This window comes from Nocardioides sp. BE266 (assembly GCF_031457855.1).
GTDB lineage: Bacteria > Actinomycetota > Actinomycetes > Propionibacteriales > Nocardioidaceae > Nocardioides.
In genome coordinates, this window is the sequence record NZ_JAURTI010000002.1 from 1 (window position 1) to 15,909 (window position 15,909).

At 72.8% G+C, this 15,909-nt stretch carries 15 protein-coding genes; 9 read left to right on the forward strand and 6 right to left on the reverse strand.

The features are described from left to right. The first annotated feature begins 479 nt into the window (after window positions 1-479). The 6 genes from dnaK (at window position 480) to J2X46_RS04320 (ending at window position 6,506) form a co-directional block, all read left to right on the forward strand. Window positions 480-2,357: a molecular chaperone DnaK gene (gene dnaK / locus J2X46_RS04295; protein WP_310247335.1), complete on the forward strand. Its 1,878-nt coding sequence runs from the start codon at window positions 480-482 to the stop codon at window positions 2,355-2,357. After that, complete coding sequence (grpE, locus tag J2X46_RS04300) at window positions 2,354-3,028, forward strand: nucleotide exchange factor GrpE (protein WP_310247337.1); 675 nt, start codon at window positions 2,354-2,356, stop codon at window positions 3,026-3,028. The genes dnaK and grpE overlap by 4 nt, the downstream gene beginning before the upstream one ends. Window positions 3,029-3,087: 59 nt before the next feature. Then, a complete protein-coding gene (dnaJ, locus tag J2X46_RS04305) occupies window positions 3,088-4,260 on the forward strand; it encodes a molecular chaperone DnaJ (protein WP_310247339.1) in 1,173 nt (390 codons plus the stop codon). Next, window positions 4,257-4,673, forward strand: coding sequence for a heat shock protein transcriptional repressor HspR (locus J2X46_RS04310; protein ID WP_310247342.1), 417 nt, complete (start codon window positions 4,257-4,259; stop codon window positions 4,671-4,673). Before dnaJ ends, J2X46_RS04310 begins: the two co-directional genes overlap by 4 nt. A 238-nt stretch (window positions 4,674-4,911) precedes the next feature. Beyond that, window positions 4,912-6,222, forward strand: a complete 1,311-nt coding sequence (locus J2X46_RS04315; RefSeq protein ID WP_310247344.1) for a reverse transcriptase family protein — start codon at window positions 4,912-4,914, stop codon at window positions 6,220-6,222. A 47-nt stretch (window positions 6,223-6,269) separates the two neighbouring features. Continuing rightward, window positions 6,270-6,506: a hypothetical protein gene (locus tag J2X46_RS04320; protein WP_310247346.1), complete on the forward strand. Its 237-nt coding sequence runs from the start codon at window positions 6,270-6,272 to the stop codon at window positions 6,504-6,506. Here J2X46_RS04320 and J2X46_RS04325 read toward each other — a convergent pair. After that, window positions 6,497-7,258 (reverse strand): lysophospholipid acyltransferase family protein, encoded by a 762-nt coding sequence (locus tag J2X46_RS04325; protein ID WP_310247348.1) that lies wholly within the window; start codon window positions 7,256-7,258, stop codon window positions 6,497-6,499. The genes J2X46_RS04320 and J2X46_RS04325 overlap by 10 nt on opposite strands. Before the next feature lie 73 nt (window positions 7,259-7,331). On the opposite strand from J2X46_RS04325, the gene J2X46_RS04330 reads away from it, so the two are divergent. Further along, the gene (locus tag J2X46_RS04330) at window positions 7,332-7,985 is read left to right on the forward strand and encodes a hypothetical protein (protein WP_310247349.1); all 654 of its coding nucleotides are present in this window, start codon (window positions 7,332-7,334) and stop codon (window positions 7,983-7,985) included. On the opposite strand, the gene J2X46_RS04335 is transcribed toward J2X46_RS04330, so the two are convergent. Beyond that, the gene (locus J2X46_RS04335) at window positions 7,982-8,710 is read right to left on the reverse strand and encodes a pentapeptide repeat-containing protein (protein ID WP_310247352.1); all 729 of its coding nucleotides are present in this window, start codon (window positions 8,708-8,710) and stop codon (window positions 7,982-7,984) included. The two genes, J2X46_RS04330 and J2X46_RS04335, sit on opposite strands and share 4 nt — an antisense overlap. Before the next feature lie 314 nt (window positions 8,711-9,024). Here J2X46_RS04335 and J2X46_RS04340 point away from each other — a divergent pair, with 314 nt between their 5' ends. Together J2X46_RS04340 and J2X46_RS04345 are read left to right on the forward strand one after the other, a co-directional pair. Further along, window positions 9,025-10,521 carry a cobyric acid synthase gene (locus J2X46_RS04340; RefSeq protein WP_310247355.1) on the forward strand — a complete coding sequence of 499 codons (1,497 nt, stop codon included), beginning with the start codon at window positions 9,025-9,027 and terminating at the stop codon, window positions 10,519-10,521. Continuing rightward, window positions 10,518-11,261 (forward strand): cobalt-precorrin-6A reductase, encoded by a 744-nt coding sequence (locus tag J2X46_RS04345; protein WP_310247358.1) that lies wholly within the window; start codon window positions 10,518-10,520, stop codon window positions 11,259-11,261. The genes J2X46_RS04340 and J2X46_RS04345 overlap by 4 nt, the downstream gene beginning before the upstream one ends. A gap of 63 nt (window positions 11,262-11,324) precedes the next feature. Here the strand turns inward: J2X46_RS04345 and J2X46_RS04350 are convergent, their stop codons facing one another. The 4 genes from J2X46_RS04350 to J2X46_RS04365 form a co-directional block, all read right to left on the reverse strand. Continuing rightward, window positions 11,325-12,269, reverse strand: coding sequence for a cobalamin biosynthesis protein (locus J2X46_RS04350; RefSeq protein WP_397212890.1), 945 nt, complete (start codon window positions 12,267-12,269; stop codon window positions 11,325-11,327). A gap of 56 nt (window positions 12,270-12,325) precedes the next feature. Next, complete coding sequence (locus tag J2X46_RS04355) at window positions 12,326-13,111, reverse strand: CbtA family protein (protein WP_310247363.1); 786 nt, start codon at window positions 13,109-13,111, stop codon at window positions 12,326-12,328. A 7-nt stretch (window positions 13,112-13,118) separates the two neighbouring features. Beyond that, window positions 13,119-13,340, reverse strand: a complete 222-nt coding sequence (locus J2X46_RS04360; RefSeq protein ID WP_310247365.1) for a CbtB-domain containing protein — start codon at window positions 13,338-13,340, stop codon at window positions 13,119-13,121. A gap of 75 nt (window positions 13,341-13,415) precedes the next feature. Then, window positions 13,416-15,908, reverse strand: coding sequence for a cobyrinate a,c-diamide synthase (locus tag J2X46_RS04365; protein WP_397213494.1), 2,493 nt, complete (start codon window positions 15,906-15,908; stop codon window positions 13,416-13,418). Window position 15,909: the final 1 nt, after the last annotated feature.

The following is a 15,909-nucleotide window of genomic DNA, read 5'->3' on the forward strand; positions in this document are numbered from 1 at the left end:
TCGGCGGCTGAGCGTGGCGGCGTCGGGGTGGGCCTGAACTTCCACGCGCTCGGGTGGAAGTCCATCGGCGGCTGAGCGTGGCGGCGTCGGGGTGGCCTGAACTTCCACGCGCTCGGGTGGAAGTCCATCGGCGGCTGAGCGTGGCGGCGTCGGGGTGGCCTGAATTTCCACGCGCTCGGGTGGAAGTCCATCGGCGGCTGAGCGTGGCGGCGTCGGGGTGGCCTGAACTTCCACGCGCTCGGGTGGAAATCCATCGCGGGGCTGGTCGCGGGCCCGCCAGAAAATTCGTCGGCTGGATCGGGAACACCCCGCCTCGCCGTGCGTTACATCGAGTGATGCAAGTTGAGCCGCTTCGACTCAACTGTTTTGCCTCTCCCGGCGCGACGCGTCAGGATGGCAGGCATCGGCGGGTGGCACAGCCACCCGCGCCCCAGACACAGACCCCGGACCGACCGGGGCGCAGCAGGAGGTAGACACACATGGCACGAGCGGTCGGCATCGACCTCGGTACGACGAACTCCGTCGTCGCCGTCCTCGAGGGTGGCGAACCCACCGTCATCGCGAACGCCGAAGGTGCGCGGACCACGCCGTCCGTCGTGGCCTTCACCAAGTCCGGCGAGGTCCTCGTCGGAGAGGTCGCCAAGCGACAGGCGGTCACCAACGTCGACCGCACCATCCGGTCCGTCAAGCGCCACATGGGCGAGGACTGGAAGGTCGAGATCGACGACAAGACCTTTACCCCCCAGCAGATCAGCGCGTTCGTGCTGCAGAAGCTCAAGCGCGACGCGGAGGCCTACCTCGGCGAGACCGTGACCGACGCGGTCATCACCGTGCCGGCGTACTTCTCCGACGCGCAGCGCCAGGCCACCAAGGAGGCGGGCGAGATCGCGGGCCTCAACGTGAGCCGCATCGTCAACGAGCCCACCGCGGCCGCGCTGGCCTACGGCCTCGACAAGGGCGAGGACCAGACCATCCTCGTCTTCGACCTCGGTGGCGGCACGTTCGACGTGTCCCTGCTCGAGATCGGCGAGGGCGTCGTCGAGGTCAAGGCGACCTCCGGTGACAACCACCTCGGTGGCGACGACTGGGACAACCGCGTCGTGGAGTGGATGGTCAAGAAGTTCAAGGACAGCAACGGTGTCGACCTCGGCGCCGACAAGATCGCCAAGCAGCGCCTCCAGGAGGCCGCGGAGAAGGCGAAGATCGAGCTGTCGTCGTCCAGCGAGACCACGATCCACCTCCCCTACATCACCCACGGCGAGGGCGGCCCGCTCCACTTCGAGGAGAAGCTGACCCGCAGCGAGTTCCAGAAGCTCACCGCCGACCTGCTCGAGCGCACCAAGGCGCCGTTCCAGTCCGTCCTCAAGGACGGCGGCGTCGCGGTCTCCAACATCGATCACGTGGTCCTCGTCGGCGGCTCGACCCGCATGCCGGCCGTCACCGAGGTCGTCACCGACCTGCTCGGCGGCAAGCAGCCCAACAAGGGCGTCAACCCCGACGAGGTCGTCGCCGTCGGCGCCGCGCTCCAGGCCGGCGTCCTCAAGGGCGAGGTCAAGGACGTGCTGCTCCTCGACGTCACCCCGCTCTCCCTCGGCATCGAGACCAAGGGCGGCGTGATGACCACGCTCATCGAGCGCAACACCACCATCCCCACCAAGCGGTCCGAGATCTTCACGACCGCCGACGACAACCAGCCGTCGGTCGAGATCAAGGTCGCGCAGGGCGAGCGCCAGATGTGGAGCCAGAACCAGCCCCTCGGCAACTTCGAGCTGACCGGCCTCCCGCCGGCCCCGCGCGGCGTGCCGAAGATCGAGGTCACCTTCGACATCGACGCCAACGGCATCGTGCACGTCTCGGCCAAGGACCAGGCGTCCGGCCGTGAGCAGTCGATGACCATCTCCGGCGGCTCGGCGCTCGGCAAGGACGAGATCGACCGCATGGTCAAGGAGGCGGAGCAGTACGCCGAGGAGGACGCCAAGCGTCGCGAGGCCGTCGAGGCCCGCAACCAGGGCGACCAGCTCGTCTACACCACCGAGAAGTTCCTCACCGACAACGCGGACAAGCTGCCCGACGACGTGAAGACCGAGGTCCAGGCCGACGTCGACGCGCTCAAGGAGACCCTCGCCAAGGAGGAGGCGTCCTCCGAGGAGATCACCGCGGCGGTCACCAAGCTCGGTGAGTCCAGCCAGAAGATGGGCGCCGCGATGTACGCCGCAGCCGAGGCCGACCAGGCCGCCGCAGGTGGTGCCACCGGCGCCACCGGCGAGGCCGACGACGACGTCGTCGACGCCGAGATCGTCGACGAGCCGTCCGACGAGCAGGCCGCGGACGACACCTCGGAGGGTGAGTCCAAGTGACCGGGTCCGGCAGCGCATCGTTCGGTGACGCGGCCGGCGAGATGGCCAACGAGACCGAGGTCGAGGTGCCCGTGGAGGGCGCCTCGGCCTCGGCCGGCCAGCCGGACGCAGCGTCCGACCCCACGTCCGACAGCACCACCGACCCCGGGACGGAGGGCGACATCAGCGGTGTCGACAACTGGCTCGAGGAGGGTGGCCCCCTGGAGCCGCAGGACCTGGCTGACGACGAGGTCGTGGCCCCGTCCGCCGACGTACAGCTCGCGGAGCGCACCGCCGACCTGCAGCGCCTGCAGGCCGAGTACGCCAACTACCGCAAGCGCGTCGACCGCGACCGCCAGCTGACCGCCGAGAACGCCACGTTCCGGGTGCTCGCGCCGATCATCGAGGTGCTCGACACGATCGACCGGGCCCGTGAGCACGAGGAGATCGAGGGCGGCTTCAAGGCCGTCGCCGACCAGCTCACCGGCGTCGTGACCAACCTCGGCCTGACCCGCTTCGGCGAGCCGGGCGACGCGTTCGACCCCAACCTGCACGAGGCGCTGAGCCACCTGGGCACCGACCCGGAGGTCAGCGTGGTGACGTGCAAGCACATCGCCAAGGCCGGCTACAAGATCGGCGACCGGGTGGTGCGCGCGGCGCAGGTCCTGGTGGTCGACCCTGTCGACGCCTGAGCCGATCCTGACGTCGTACCCGTTCGTGACCGTTCCGAGGACCGAGAGGAGGTCCACCCATGGCTGATGAAGGCTTCCGCAACGACTGGGCGACCAAGGACTTCTACAAGGTCCTCGGGGTCGCGCAGGACGCGAGCGCGGCCGACGTCAAGAAGGCCTACCGCAAGCTCGCCCGGGAGAACCACCCCGACTCCAACCCGGGCGACGACGCCAAGCACGAGAAGTTCAAGGCCGTCGCCGAGGCGTACGACGTCGTCGGTGACGAGGTCAAGCGCGCCAAGTACGACGAGTTCCGCGCGCTGCAGTCGCGTGGCGGCTTCGGCGCGGGCATGGGTGGTGGCGGCTTCAGCGGTGGCGGCTTCAACCTCGACGACCTGCTCCGTGACGGCAACGTCCGGTCGGGCGGCGGGCTCGGCGACATGTTCGGCGACCTCTTCGGGGGCGGCGCCCGCAGCCGCACCCAGCAGCAGGCGTCGCGTCCGCGCCGGGGCGCCGACGTCGAGAGCACGGCCACGATCGGCTTCACCGAGGCGCTCGAGGGGGTCACGGTCTCGCTGCGGCTGACCACCGACGCGGCCTGCCCGACCTGCCAGGGGACGGGCGGCAAGCCCGGCACCCGGCCGCACATCTGCCCCGAGTGCGAGGGCGCCGGCTTCGTGGTCGCGGGCACCGGCGGTGCCTTCTCGATCAACGAGACCTGCCCGGCCTGCGGTGGTCGCCAGCTGGTCTACGACGAGGCGTGCCCGACCTGCCACGGCAGCGGCCGCGGCACCTCCGCCCGGGCGATCCAGGCGCGGATCCCGGCCGGGGTCAAGGACGGCGCGAAGATCCGGATCAAGGGCAAGGGCGGTGCCGGCGACAACGGCGGCCCCGCCGGCGACCTGTTCGTCACCGTGAAGGTCACGCCCCACCGCGTCTTCGGCCGCAAGGGCGACAACCTCACCCTCGACGTGCCGGTCTCCTTCGACGAGGCGGCGCTCGGCGGCGAGGTGCGGATCCCGACCCTCGGCGGCTCGCCGGTCACCCTGAAGCTGCCCGCCGGCACGCCCAACGGCCGCACCTTCCGGGTGCGCGGCAAGGGCGCGACGCGGCGCGACGGCACGAAGGGCGACCTGCTCGCCACGATCGAGGTGCAGGTCCCGGCCAACCTCGACCCGACGGCCAAGGAGGCCCTCGAGGCCTACCGCACCGCCACCGCCGGGAAGCCGCTCCGCGAGGGCCTCTTCTCATGAGCACCCCGTTCGGCACGCCGTCCCCCGACGCCGCGGTGTACGTGATCAGCGTGGCGGCGGAGCTCACGGGGCTGCACCCGCAGACCCTGCGGGCCTACGAGCGGATGGGCCTGATCGCCCCCGGTCGCACCGGGGGCGGCGGGCGCCGCTACTCCCACCGCGACCTCGAGCGGCTGCGCGAGATCGCCGACCTCACGAGCGCCGGCATCGGCATCGAGGGCGTGCGCCGGATCATGGAGCTCGAGCACCAGATCGACGCGCTCCGCGCCCGCAACGAGGAGCTCGTCGCCGAGCTCGATGCCGTACGACGTGGGCTCGCCGCGCGCGCGGCCGCGGCCCAGCCGGCCAACAAGCTCCCGGTCCTCCACCAGGCGGTCGGCCAGTCGATGGTCGTCTGGCGTCGGGGCGGCTGACGCCCTCCGGGTCGCCCGGCGCTGTCGTGCCGGGCGGCTACGCTGCCCGCGTGCGGCAGCGTGGACTCGAGACGGCGGACCGGTGCGCGTCACCGGTTTGCTTCTCCGGGGCTACCCCGGGGACCACCGGTACGTCCGGGCACGGCACCGCGCGCGACCCGCTGCGCTCCGCTGCAGGTCATCGCGCGCACGACGGGACAGGTCGGGACGCGCTGCCGCACCCGAGCCACCGCGCCTGATGCGGGCCGACCTCGCGCGGGCCCTCGCGGCCGGCTTCCTCGCCGGCGAGTGGACCCAGGAGGGGCTCGTCGCGAGCGGCGTCGTCGTCCTCGGACGTAGGGCCCCGTGGCTGTCGCCGCTCGCCCGGCAGGTGCTCGCGCTCTACCCGCGCCCGCCCGCCGACCGCCCGCGCGAGCTGGCCGCCAACCTCGCGTCGCGACCGGCCGCGGCCAGGGCGCGTCGTGCCAGCCCGGTCGTCCAGCCGGTCGTCGCACCGCGGATGCTCACCAACCGGTGGCGGCTCCCGGCGCTCGACGACGTCGGCGCCCTCGCCGACTTCCTCCGCGTGACTCCCGGCGAGCTCGACTGGTTCGCAGACCCACGCCACCTCGCCCGCACCGCCTCTGTCGTGCCGCTCCAGCACTACCGCGTCAGCCACCGCGTCGCGCCCAGCGGTGCGATCCGCGTCCTGGAGGCGCCCAAGCCGCGGCTCAAGGCGATCCAGCGCCAGCTCCTGCGCGAGGTCGCCGCGCTGATCCCGCCGCACGACGCGGCCCGCGGCTTCCGGCCCGGAGGCTCCGTGCGGTCGTACGCCGCTCCCCACGCCGACCGGCCCGTCGTGCTCCGGCTCGACCTCGAGGCGTTCTTCGCCAGCGTCAAGGTCGAGCGCGTCTTCGGCATCTGGCGCGTGGCCGGCTACCCCGAGCCCGTCGCGCACTGCCTGGCCGGGCTGGTGACCAGCGTGCTGCCGCTCGCGCAGTGGCGAGCCGTGCCGCAGCCCGCGGACGACGGCCTCCTCGACGCCCACTGGCGGCTCGGGCGGCGGCTGGCGGCGCCGCACCTTCCGCAGGGAGCGCCGACGTCGCCGGCGATGGCCAACCTGGCGGCGTACCGGCTCGACGTGCGGCTCACTGCGCTGGCCGCGTCGTGGGGCGGGCGCTACACGAGGTACGCCGACGACCTCGCGTTCTCCGGCGACCGGGGCTGGGGTCGCGGCACCTCGCGGCTGGTCGACGCGATCGAGGAGATCGTGCGCGACGAGGGCTTCCGGCTCAACGCCCGCAAGACCGGCGTGATGCCGCGCGCCGGGCGCCAGCGCCTCGCCGGGCTGGTCGTCAACGAGCGGCCGAAGGTGGCCCGCGACGAGGTCGACGTGCTCAAGGCGATCCTGCACAACTGCCACCGCTTCGGGCCGAGCAGCCAGAACCGCGACGACGTCCCTGCCTGGGAGGAGCACCTGCGCGGTCGCATCGCGTGGGTCGCGCAGCACGATCCCGTCCGCGGCGCGCGGCTGCAGGCCGTGCACGACACGATCGACTGGAGTCGGTGACCGGGTGTGTCGGTGCGGCCGCGTAGGTTCTCCACCGTGAGTGAGCGATGAGCAAGATGGACAACCTGCGGGCGATGCGCGAGGCCCGCTACGCCGAGGCGCAGAAGCGGTCGGCGGCCGCGCCGGCGAAGCCTGCCGTGCGGGCGCCCGTGGCGCCGCCCACCCCGAAGAAGGCGCCCGAGCAGGCGGCCGCGGGTGACGACCTCTGCGGCCACCGCAACATCAGCGGCCGCACGTGCACGCGCGAGAAGGGCCACGCGGCCAAGAGCCACCGCTACTCCTGAGGCGCGAGCGCCTCCTCGGGCACGCCCAGCGGGTACGGCGCGACCTCGCCGCGGAGCTCGGCCACCCGTCTGACCAGCTCGGACATCACCTCGTCGGCGACCCGACGCACGGTGGCGTCGTCGACGTCGGTGCCGCCGGCGAGACGTCGTACGTCGATCGGGTCGCCGACCTCGACGCTGACGATCGGGCGGGTCAGCACGTTGCCGAGCAGACGGGCGAGGATGTTGCGCTTGCCGACCACGCGGTGCGCGCCGACCATCGCCACCGGCACGATCGGGGCGCCCGTTCGCAGGGCCAGCCGGACGGCGCCGGTCTTGCTGCGCTCCGGCCACTGGGCCGGGTCGCGGGTGATGCGGCCCTCCGGGAAGAGCCCGACGGCCTCGCCCGCGTCGAGCGCCTGGGCCGCGGCGTCGAGCGAGCCGGCGGCACTGCTGGTGCCGCGTAGCACAGGGATGAAGCCGAGCCGGCGCACGACCGGGCCGACCAGCCCGGAGCGGAAGACGCCGCCGGTGGCCATCAGGCGGAGCGAACGCCCGAGGCGGCGGCCGACGAGGGCGAGCAGGATGCCGTCGGCGAAGCTGGTGTGGTTGGCAACCACGATGACCGGCCCGTCGGGCAGGTCGTGGGTCGGCACGTTGCGGCGGGTCAGCTCGAACCGGCTGACCAGCGAGACCACCGACCCGAGGAGGCTCGCAGCGACCGCGTAGAGGAGGGCGGCGCGCAGGCCGGGGCGTTGCCAGGAGGAGTCCATGCGCCGAGTGTCGGGCACCGCGCGCCGCGCCGCCCCCGGTATGAACACTCAGATTCGGGTACACATGTGAGCCATGCGCCTGTTCCTGCGGATCCTCGCCGGCCTCGTCGCGCTCGTCGTCGTGGGCTACCTCGCCGTCAACGGCGCGGTGCTCGTCCGCGCGCACCAGCAGCGCGACGACATCGCCGGCCAGGTGACGACCGCGCTCGAGGAGGCCGTGCCGGCTGCGGCCGACCGCCAGCAGGACCTCGCGGCGGCAGCGGGTCGCGAGCCCGACGCGTACTGGATCGAGCAGGCGTGCGCGTTCGACACCGACGACGCCGGGTGGATGGTCCAGAGCTATCGCGAGGTCTGCGCGGTCCGCAGCGTCAGCGCGTGGCAGGTCGCGAGCCCGGGTGAGGGCCAGTCCCTGCTCGCGGTCGAGGGCCAGGGCGCGACGGCGTACGACGGGTGCCAGCCGCTCGGCACCGTCGACAAGGCCCAGGTGACGTACGTCGATGCCGGCACGGCGGACGGCGAGCCGTGGTGCACCCACAGCCTCGGCACCTCGTCCTCGGCCCGCGGCCTGGTCGGCGACCGCGCAGCGCTCGAGCCAGGTCGCTGGGTGCTGGCCATCGATGCCGAGCCGCTGGTCGACGAGCCGATCGGGTGCGTGCACTGGTCGGTGATCTTCTGCGACAACCCGTTCGGCGACCGGCACGCCTTCGGCGAGGCGCCGTCGCTCTAGCTCCAGTGGCCGGGGCGGCGCAGGCCGTTGGGCAGCCGGGTGGCGGCGTCGCCGGTCGCCGCGTTGACCTGCGGCTGGGTGAGGAAGAGCGTGGTGGAGAGGTCGCAGCCGCGGAGGTCGGCGTCGCGCAGGTCGGCGCCCAGCAGGTCGGCGTCGGTGAGGTCGGTGTCGCGCAGGTCGGCGCGGATGAGCGTCGCGCCGCGGAACGACGTCCCGCGCTGGTCGCCCGCGAGGCGCTGGCCAGCCAGGTCGGCGCGCGTGCGGTCGGTCGCGGCGGGGTGCGGGCGGCGTACTCGGGTGCTGGCGTCTGCGAGCAGCGTGCCGACGCGCTCGTGGAGGTCGTCGAGGTCGAAGGTCAGCAGCGCCTCGGGGTCACGGCCGGTGAGGTCCTCGATCTCGGTGCGCGCGGCGGTGGCTGCGGGGTCGGGGGAGCGGCGCTCGACCTCGGTGAGGTGGACGAGCATCTCGTGGAGAAAGCGCATCACCGAGAGCACGGCAGCCATCTCGGGGAGGTTGTCCTGGTCGCGCCAGGAGACACCGGCGTAGGTCACCTGCGAGACCTGCTGGCCCGCGCCGAAGCACTCGAAGACGGTGCACCCGGGCCAGCCGTCCTCACGCAGGGTGGCGTGGATGCGACAGCCGTCGTCGGCGGCGAGGTTTTGGCACGGCGTCCCGCCGGGCTTGTCGACCCCGAAGCCCGCCGAGGCGGAGAAAGGGAGCAGCACGCAGCAGAGGCCGAAGCACTGTGAGCAGTCAGAACTGAGCCCCGGTGTCGCCACCGGGGAATCGTGTCATGCGAGTGAGTCGACTAGTACCAACCGCTCTGGATCGCGAACGCGTTGAGGAACGAGAGCGCAAGGAACGCGACCACGACCACTCGGTTGTCGAAGATCAGCTTGCCCATACAGCAACTCTGCCCGACTGTCTCAGGAATGAAACAGATGGCCGGTAAAGATTCCGTCTGGTCTGGTCGCAGGCCGATCTTCGCCGGTCGAGTCCCGAGCGGAGCGAGGGGTGTCGAGACCCCTAGGCTGGCTCCGTGAGTGCGCTGCTGGTCGCCGGGACGACGTCGGACGCAGGCAAGACCATCGTCACCACCGCGCTCTGCCGGGCCTTCGCGCGTCGCGGGGTCAAGGTCGCGCCGTTCAAGGCACAGAACATGTCCAACAACTCGATGGTCTGCGCGACGCCGGATGGCCGGGGCGCCGAGATCGGGCGCGCGCAGTGGATCCAGGCGGTCGCCGCCGGTGCCGAGCCCGAGGCCGCGATGAACCCGGTGCTGCTCAAGCCCGGCGGTGACCGGCGCAGCCACGTCGTCGTGATGGGCAGCCCCGGCGGCACGATCGACTCGACGAACTTCGTCGGCGGCCGCAAGCACCTGCGCGACGCGGCCTACGCCGCCTTCGACGACCTGTCGTCGCGCTACGACCTCGTCGTGGTCGAGGGCGCGGGCAGCCCGGCCGAGATCAACCTGCGCGCCGGCGACTACGTCAACATGGGGCTCGCGCAGCACGGCGCCGTCCCGACCGTCGTGGTCGGCGACATCGACCGGGGCGGCGTGTTCGCCGCGTTCTTCGGCACGGTGGCGCTGCTGTCTGCGGCCGACCAGGCGCTCGTCGCGGGCTTCGTGGTCAACAAGTTCAGGGGCGACCTCGACCTGCTCCGGCCGGGCCTGTCCGAGCTGAAGTCGCTGACGGGACGTGAGGTGTACGGCGTCCTGCCGTGGCACCCCGACCTCTGGCTCGACTCCGAGGACGCGCTCGACCTCGCCGGGCGTCGCGCGTCCGAGGCGGAGACGCGGCTGCGGGTCGCGGTGGTGCGGCTGCCGCGGATCTCCAACTTCACCGACGTCGACGCGCTGGGCATCGAGCCCGGGGTGGACGTGGTCTTCGCGTCGGACGAGCGCGGGCTGGCCGGGGCCGACCTCGTCGTGCTGCCGGGCACGCGCGCGACGATCTCGGACCTCGTGTGGCTGCGGTCCCGCGGGCTCGACCGGGCGGTGCTCGCCCATGCCGCTGCCGGGAAGCCGGTGCTCGGGATCTGCGGCGGCTTCCAGATGCTCGGCCAGCGGATCACCGACCCGGACGGTGTCGAAGGGGCTCCCGGCGCCGACGTCGAGGGGCTCGGGCTGCTCGACGTCACGACCACGTTCGGCGCGGACAAGGTGCTGCGCCTGCCCACCGGTACGGCGCTCGGCGCTCCCGCCGGGGGCTACGAGATCCACCACGGGCGGATCGCCCGGCACGGTGGCTCGGAGTTCCTGGGTGGCGCTCGCGAGGGCGCGGTCTTCGGCACCATGTGGCACGGCAGCCTGGAGGGCGACGACCTCCGGGGGGCGCTCCTCGCCGACGTGGCTGCGGCGGCAGGGGCGTCGTACTCGTCGGCGGGGGTGAGCTTCGCCGAGATGCGGGAGCGGCGGCTCGACCTGCTCGGCGACCTGGCCGAGGAGCACCTCGACGTCGACGCGCTGCTCGCACTGGCGACGACCGGCGCGCCGGCCGGACTGCCCGCGCTCGAGCCGGGGGCGTCACGATGAGGGTGCTGCTGCTCGGAGGTACGAGCGAGGCGCGCGAGCTCGCTGCGCTGCTCGTCGAGGCGGAGGTCGACGTGGTGTCGTCGCTCGCCGGCCGGGTCGAGCGGCCCCGGCTGCCGGTCGGCGCGGTGCGGATCGGCGGCTTCGGCGGGGTCGACGGCCTTCGCTCGTGGCTGCTCGACCACCGGATCGACGCCGTGGTCGACGCGACGCACCCCTTCGCCGAGAGCATGTCGGCCAACGCCGTCGCCGCGTGCGCTGAGCTGGACCTGCCACTCCTGCGGCTGGCTCGCCCGGGCTGGTCCGAGGCGCCGGGGGCTGAGGGCTGGCACTGGGTCGACGACCACGCCACCGCCGCGTCGCTCGCCGCCTCGTTGGGTCGCCGGCCGTTCCTCACCGTCGGGCGCCAGCCGCTCGGGCACTTCGTCGGGCCGCTTTGTGGTCACCGGGTCGTCGCGCGCGTCGTCGACCCCCCGGAGATGGAGCTGCCCGAGCCGTGGGAGGTCTACCTCGACCGCGGCCCGTACGACCTCGCCGGCGAGCTCGCGCAGCTGGCCGAGCACGGCATCGACGTACTCGTCACCAAGGACTCGGGCGGCACCTACACCTGGCCCAAGATGGCCGCCGCCGACCAGCTCGGCGTGCCGGTCGTGGTGGTCCGCCGGGCCGGTGCGACCGACGGCGTCGAGACCGTGCCGGACGCTCCTGCAGCAGCGCGCTGGGTGGGCGAGCCCTTCGGCTGAGCTCGGGCATGGTGCAGGCAGTTCGCGCCCTGTCTGGCCGGCTCCACGCTCAGCCGTGCCGGATCAGCCCTGAACTGCCTTCGTGGTGCGCAACGCGATGAGCGCCGCGACAACGATGGCCCCGGTGCCGACGTGCTTCGCGAGCCGGACGGCGCGGTCGATGTCGTCGCGGGTCGGGGGAGGGCCGTCGCCGAGGAGCACGCGGTCCTCGGCGCCGTGGGCGTAGTGGTTTCGCCCGCCGAGTCGTACGCCGAGCGCGCCGGCGAAGGCGGCTTCGACGACTCCCGCGTTGGGGCTGGGGTGGCGCCTGGCGTCGCGCGCCCAGGCACGCAGGGCGGCGACCGGTGAGCCACCGACCGTCGAGGCGAGGGCCGCAGCGAGCAGGCCACTGAGCCGGGCGCCGGGCAGGTTGAGCAGGTCGTCGAAGCGGGCGGAGGCCCAGCCGAACCGGCCGTAGCGCTCGCCGCGGTGGCCGACCATCGCGTCGAGGGTGTTGGCCGCGCGGTAGCCCAGGAGCCCGGGCACGCCGAGCACGGCGCCCCAGACGAGTGGGGCGACGACGGCGTCGGAGGTGTTCTCCGCCACCGACTCGACGGTCGCCCGGCTGACCTCTCCCTCGTCGAGGACGGAGGTGTCACGACCGACGAGGTGGGTCAGTCGCTGCCGGGCTCCGGGAAGGTCGTCGGCGACCAGGAAGCCGTGGACCGCCGTGCCCTCGCGGCCGAGCGAGCTGCCGCCGAGGACGGTCCACGTGGCGGCCGCGGTGACGAGCGTGTGCGCGACCGGGTGATCCCGGGTGCGACGCTCCAGGCCGAGGCCGATCCCCGATACGGCCCCGGCCAGGAGGGTCAGGTGGACGACGCCGCGCGCCCGCGAGTCGGCGTACGTCTGCTTCTCCAGCGCCGCCGCAGCGCAGCCGAAAAGGGCGACCGGGTGCCCGCGGCGCGGGTCGCCGAAGGCCCGGTCGGCGAGGTGGCCGAGCACGATCCCGAGTGCCCGGCTCACCATTGCTGCCCTTGGTTTCGACACGCTCGCTGGCGCTCGCTGCTCAACCGGCGGGTGGGTCACAGCGATGCCGCGAGCTCCCGCTTCGCCTGGAGCGCGCTCTGCTGGCGCCAGGTGCGGTCGACGAGCGCGGTGAGGGCCGCGCCGATCACCGCCCACATCGCCAGCAGGGTCAGCAGCGACGACACCCGGAAGTCCCAGAGGATGCTGGCCGGGAAGTCGCCGAGCTCGTCGATCTTCGGGAACGCGACGGCGGCCACGGCCACCACCACGACGTACGTCGCTGCGCCGGCGAGGACGCCCGGCACGCCGGTCCACCGACGCGCCGCCCGGCGCGCGACGGACACGGCGGCGAGGACGCCGACGACCGAGATCGTGAGGAAGCCGAAGTAGACGGCCGTGCGGCTGTCGATCGTCTCCCCGGAGCCGACGGCGGGCGGGGTGGCGGGGTACTTCAGGAACGGCACCACGCTGAAGGACACCGCGGCCAGCAGCGCCACGAGGGCGGTGCTGGCGGCAGGACGCAGGCCGCCGAGGCGGCCCAGGCCGACCGCGGCGAGCAGGCCGGTGAAGCCGCCGAGCACGACGCCGAGGCCGAGGGTGCCGGTGGCCAGGCCGAGGGTCGACTGGGTGCTGCGGGAGACGACGGCGTCCTCGTCGTCGTGGGAGTGAGCGGCGGCGCCGTCACTGTGCTCGTGGTCGGCTGCCGTGGCGCTGGCAGCCTCCTCGAGGGCGATGGCCTTGTCGATCTGGGGCTCGCCGACGGTGTAGGCCACGACGAACGCGGCGACACCGGCGAGGAGACCAGCGAGGAGACCGTGGACCAGGAAGGTACGGGTGCTCATCCGGCCGTCAGTGGCAGGGGAAGCCGAGCAGGTGCCGGCCGTCGTGGACCCACTCGTGGATCGCAGTGCCCTCGGGGATGGTGATTGCGCCCTGCACCGAGCTGATCAGCACCAGCACGGTCATGGCGAACAGCGCGCCGAGGACGAGCCATGGAGCGAGCTCCTTGACCGGGATGACGAGGTCGGACGGTGCGGGGCCCGCGATGGGGCTGGAGATGGCGGCTGCCATGGTTCCTCCTTCGGGATGAAAGCGTCCCGGGTTGATGGGGAGTGACTTCCAGTCCGTCGGGTCTGACTTCACCGCTCAGAGCGGTGTCACAGTAGCGCCACTGTGCCGGATTCGCACCGGCTTCCTCAGGACTGGGTGGAGCGAGCGTAGCGCACCCAGCAGCTCGTCCGTCACCACCTTTCGTCGGGCTGAGATCCGGACCCATTCGTCGTCGAGCCCGGGGAACGTGTCGGCCCTCCGGACCGCGAAACCCAAGCCCCGCAAGGCTTCCCGGCTTCCGCCACCGGTGCGGGCGAGGACGTACGGCGCGGTGCTGGGGATCGTCTCGATGCCGAGCTCGCGCAATCCGTCTTCCAGGTGGCGGCGCCGGTCCGCCAGCTCCTCTGCCCGTCGTCGTGCCTCGTCCCTCGCCTGCTCAGTGCTGGTGGCGATGAGGGCGGCGATGGCGCTGGCGGAGACCGACCACGGCGTCTGGTGCTGCCTGAGCTCCTCGACTGTCCGGGGCTCGGCGAGGAGGTAGCCCGCGCGGATGCCGGGGATCGACCAGATCTTGGTGAGGCTCCTGAGGACGACGAGCCCGTCGATCCGCTCGTCGGTCAGGGTCTCGACGTCGTCGTCGAGGAAGGCCTCGTCGACGACGACCAGCCTGTGGGGTCTCGTCAGGCTCCTGATCGTGTCGGCCTTGTGGCGCACGCCGGTCGGGTTGGTCGGGTTGCCGATGATGACGAGGTCGGCGTCGTCGGGGACGTCCTCGGCCTTCAGCCGGAAGCCGTCTTGGTGGCTGAGCAGCACTTGGCCGGGGGTGTGGCCGGCCGTGCGGAGTGCGACCTCGGGCTCGGTGAACTGGGGATGTACGACGACCGGGTGCCGCCAGTCCCTCAGCCTCGCGATGAGGGTGAAGGCCTCCGCGGCTCCGGCCGTCGCGAGGACGTCCGCCGCGTCCCTTCCGTGCCTCGTCGCCACCGCCCGCTCGGCCTCGGTGGCGTCGGGGTAGGCGTCCGCAGCCTCGACCGACTCCCGGAGCGCGCGGTCGAGCCAGGTCGGGCGCGGGCCGTCGAAGACGTTGACGGCGAGGTCCACCAGGCCTTTGGTGGCTTCCTTGTCCCCGTGGTGGCGGAGGTCGGGGCCCTGGTGCTTCCTCGCGGCCTCGACGAACCGGCGGGCGAGCTGGGGGTGGCCGGCCCAGTGGGTGTGGAGGTACGACGCGTGCAGGCTCGGCGTCGCGACGCCCTCGTCGTGGGGGAGGCGCCAGGCCGGGTCGCCGGTCGCAGCCCGCGTCAGGTGGGTGCGGTGGAACTCGTGCCCGGTGATCTCCTCGTGGGCCCTCGCCAGGAGGTTGTCGGTCGCGGCCGTCGCGATGCGGTAGGACAACGTGAGCCGCGGCGCCATCTCGGCGACGGCGTCGATCGCGCCGACCATCGGGACCGCCGGACCGTCGGGCCCACGGACGGACTCGCAGAGGTAGAGCAGGCCCGCGCACTCGGCCACGGTCGGCAGCCCGCGCGCGATCGACGTACGGATGTCGCGGCGCAGCCGCTCGTTGGCCCCGAGCTCGGCCGCGTGCATCTCCGGGAACCCGCCGCCGAGGTAGAGCCCGGTCGTCCCCTCGGGCAGCCGGGCGTCGGTCAGCGGGTCGAGGTCGACGATCTCCGCGCCCGCCGCCCGAAGGAGCTCGACGGTCTCGGCATAGCGGAACGTGAACGCCCGCCCCCCAGCCACCGCGATCCGTGAGCCGTCGCCTGGTTTCGACACGGGCGCCAGGGCGCCCTGCTCAACCGACGGCGAGTGGCTCGCCGGTTGAGCAGCGAGCGAGTGACTCGCTGGTTGAGCAGCGAGCGAAGCGAGCGTGTCGAAACCAAGAGCCTCATGGGGATCCCAAGCCCGCTCGTGCAGATCCTCCGCCGCCGACGCCAGCCGTACGACCGCCTCCAGATCCACCTTCTCCGCGATCTGAGCGGCAAGCCGATCCAGCGCCGCCGCCGCATCCTCGCGCTCGGCGGCCGGCACCAGCCCGAGGTGCCGCGAGGGCGCCTCGATGCCGTCGTCGCGTTGGAGGATCCCGAGCACCGGCAGCCGGTCGCCGATCGAGCGCACCACCTCGTCCGCGTGCCGCGCGGAGCCCGCCTTGTTGAGGATCACCCCGACCACGTCGACGGGCGGCTGCGACCAGGTCATCAGGCCGTGGATGGTCGCGGCGATCGTGCGCGAAGCCGACGAGATGTCGACGACGAGGACGACGGGGGTGCGCGTCACGGCGGCCACGTGGGCCGTCGATGCGAAGCCGTCGCCACCGATCTGGCCGTCGTACAAGCCCATCACGCCCTCGATCACCGCGAGGTCAGCGCCGGCGGCGCCGTGCAGCAGCAGCGGGACGAGGCGCTCCTCGCCGACGAGGTGCGGGTCGAGGTTGCGGCCGGGGCGGGCCGTGGCGAGGGCGTGGTAGCCGGGGTCGATGTAGTCGGGGCCGACCTTGTGGCCGCTGACGGTGTGGCCGGCGTGGGCAAGCGCGGCCATCAGCCCGGTGGCGACGGTGGTCTTGCCGTGCCCGGACGCGGGCGCGGCGACCATG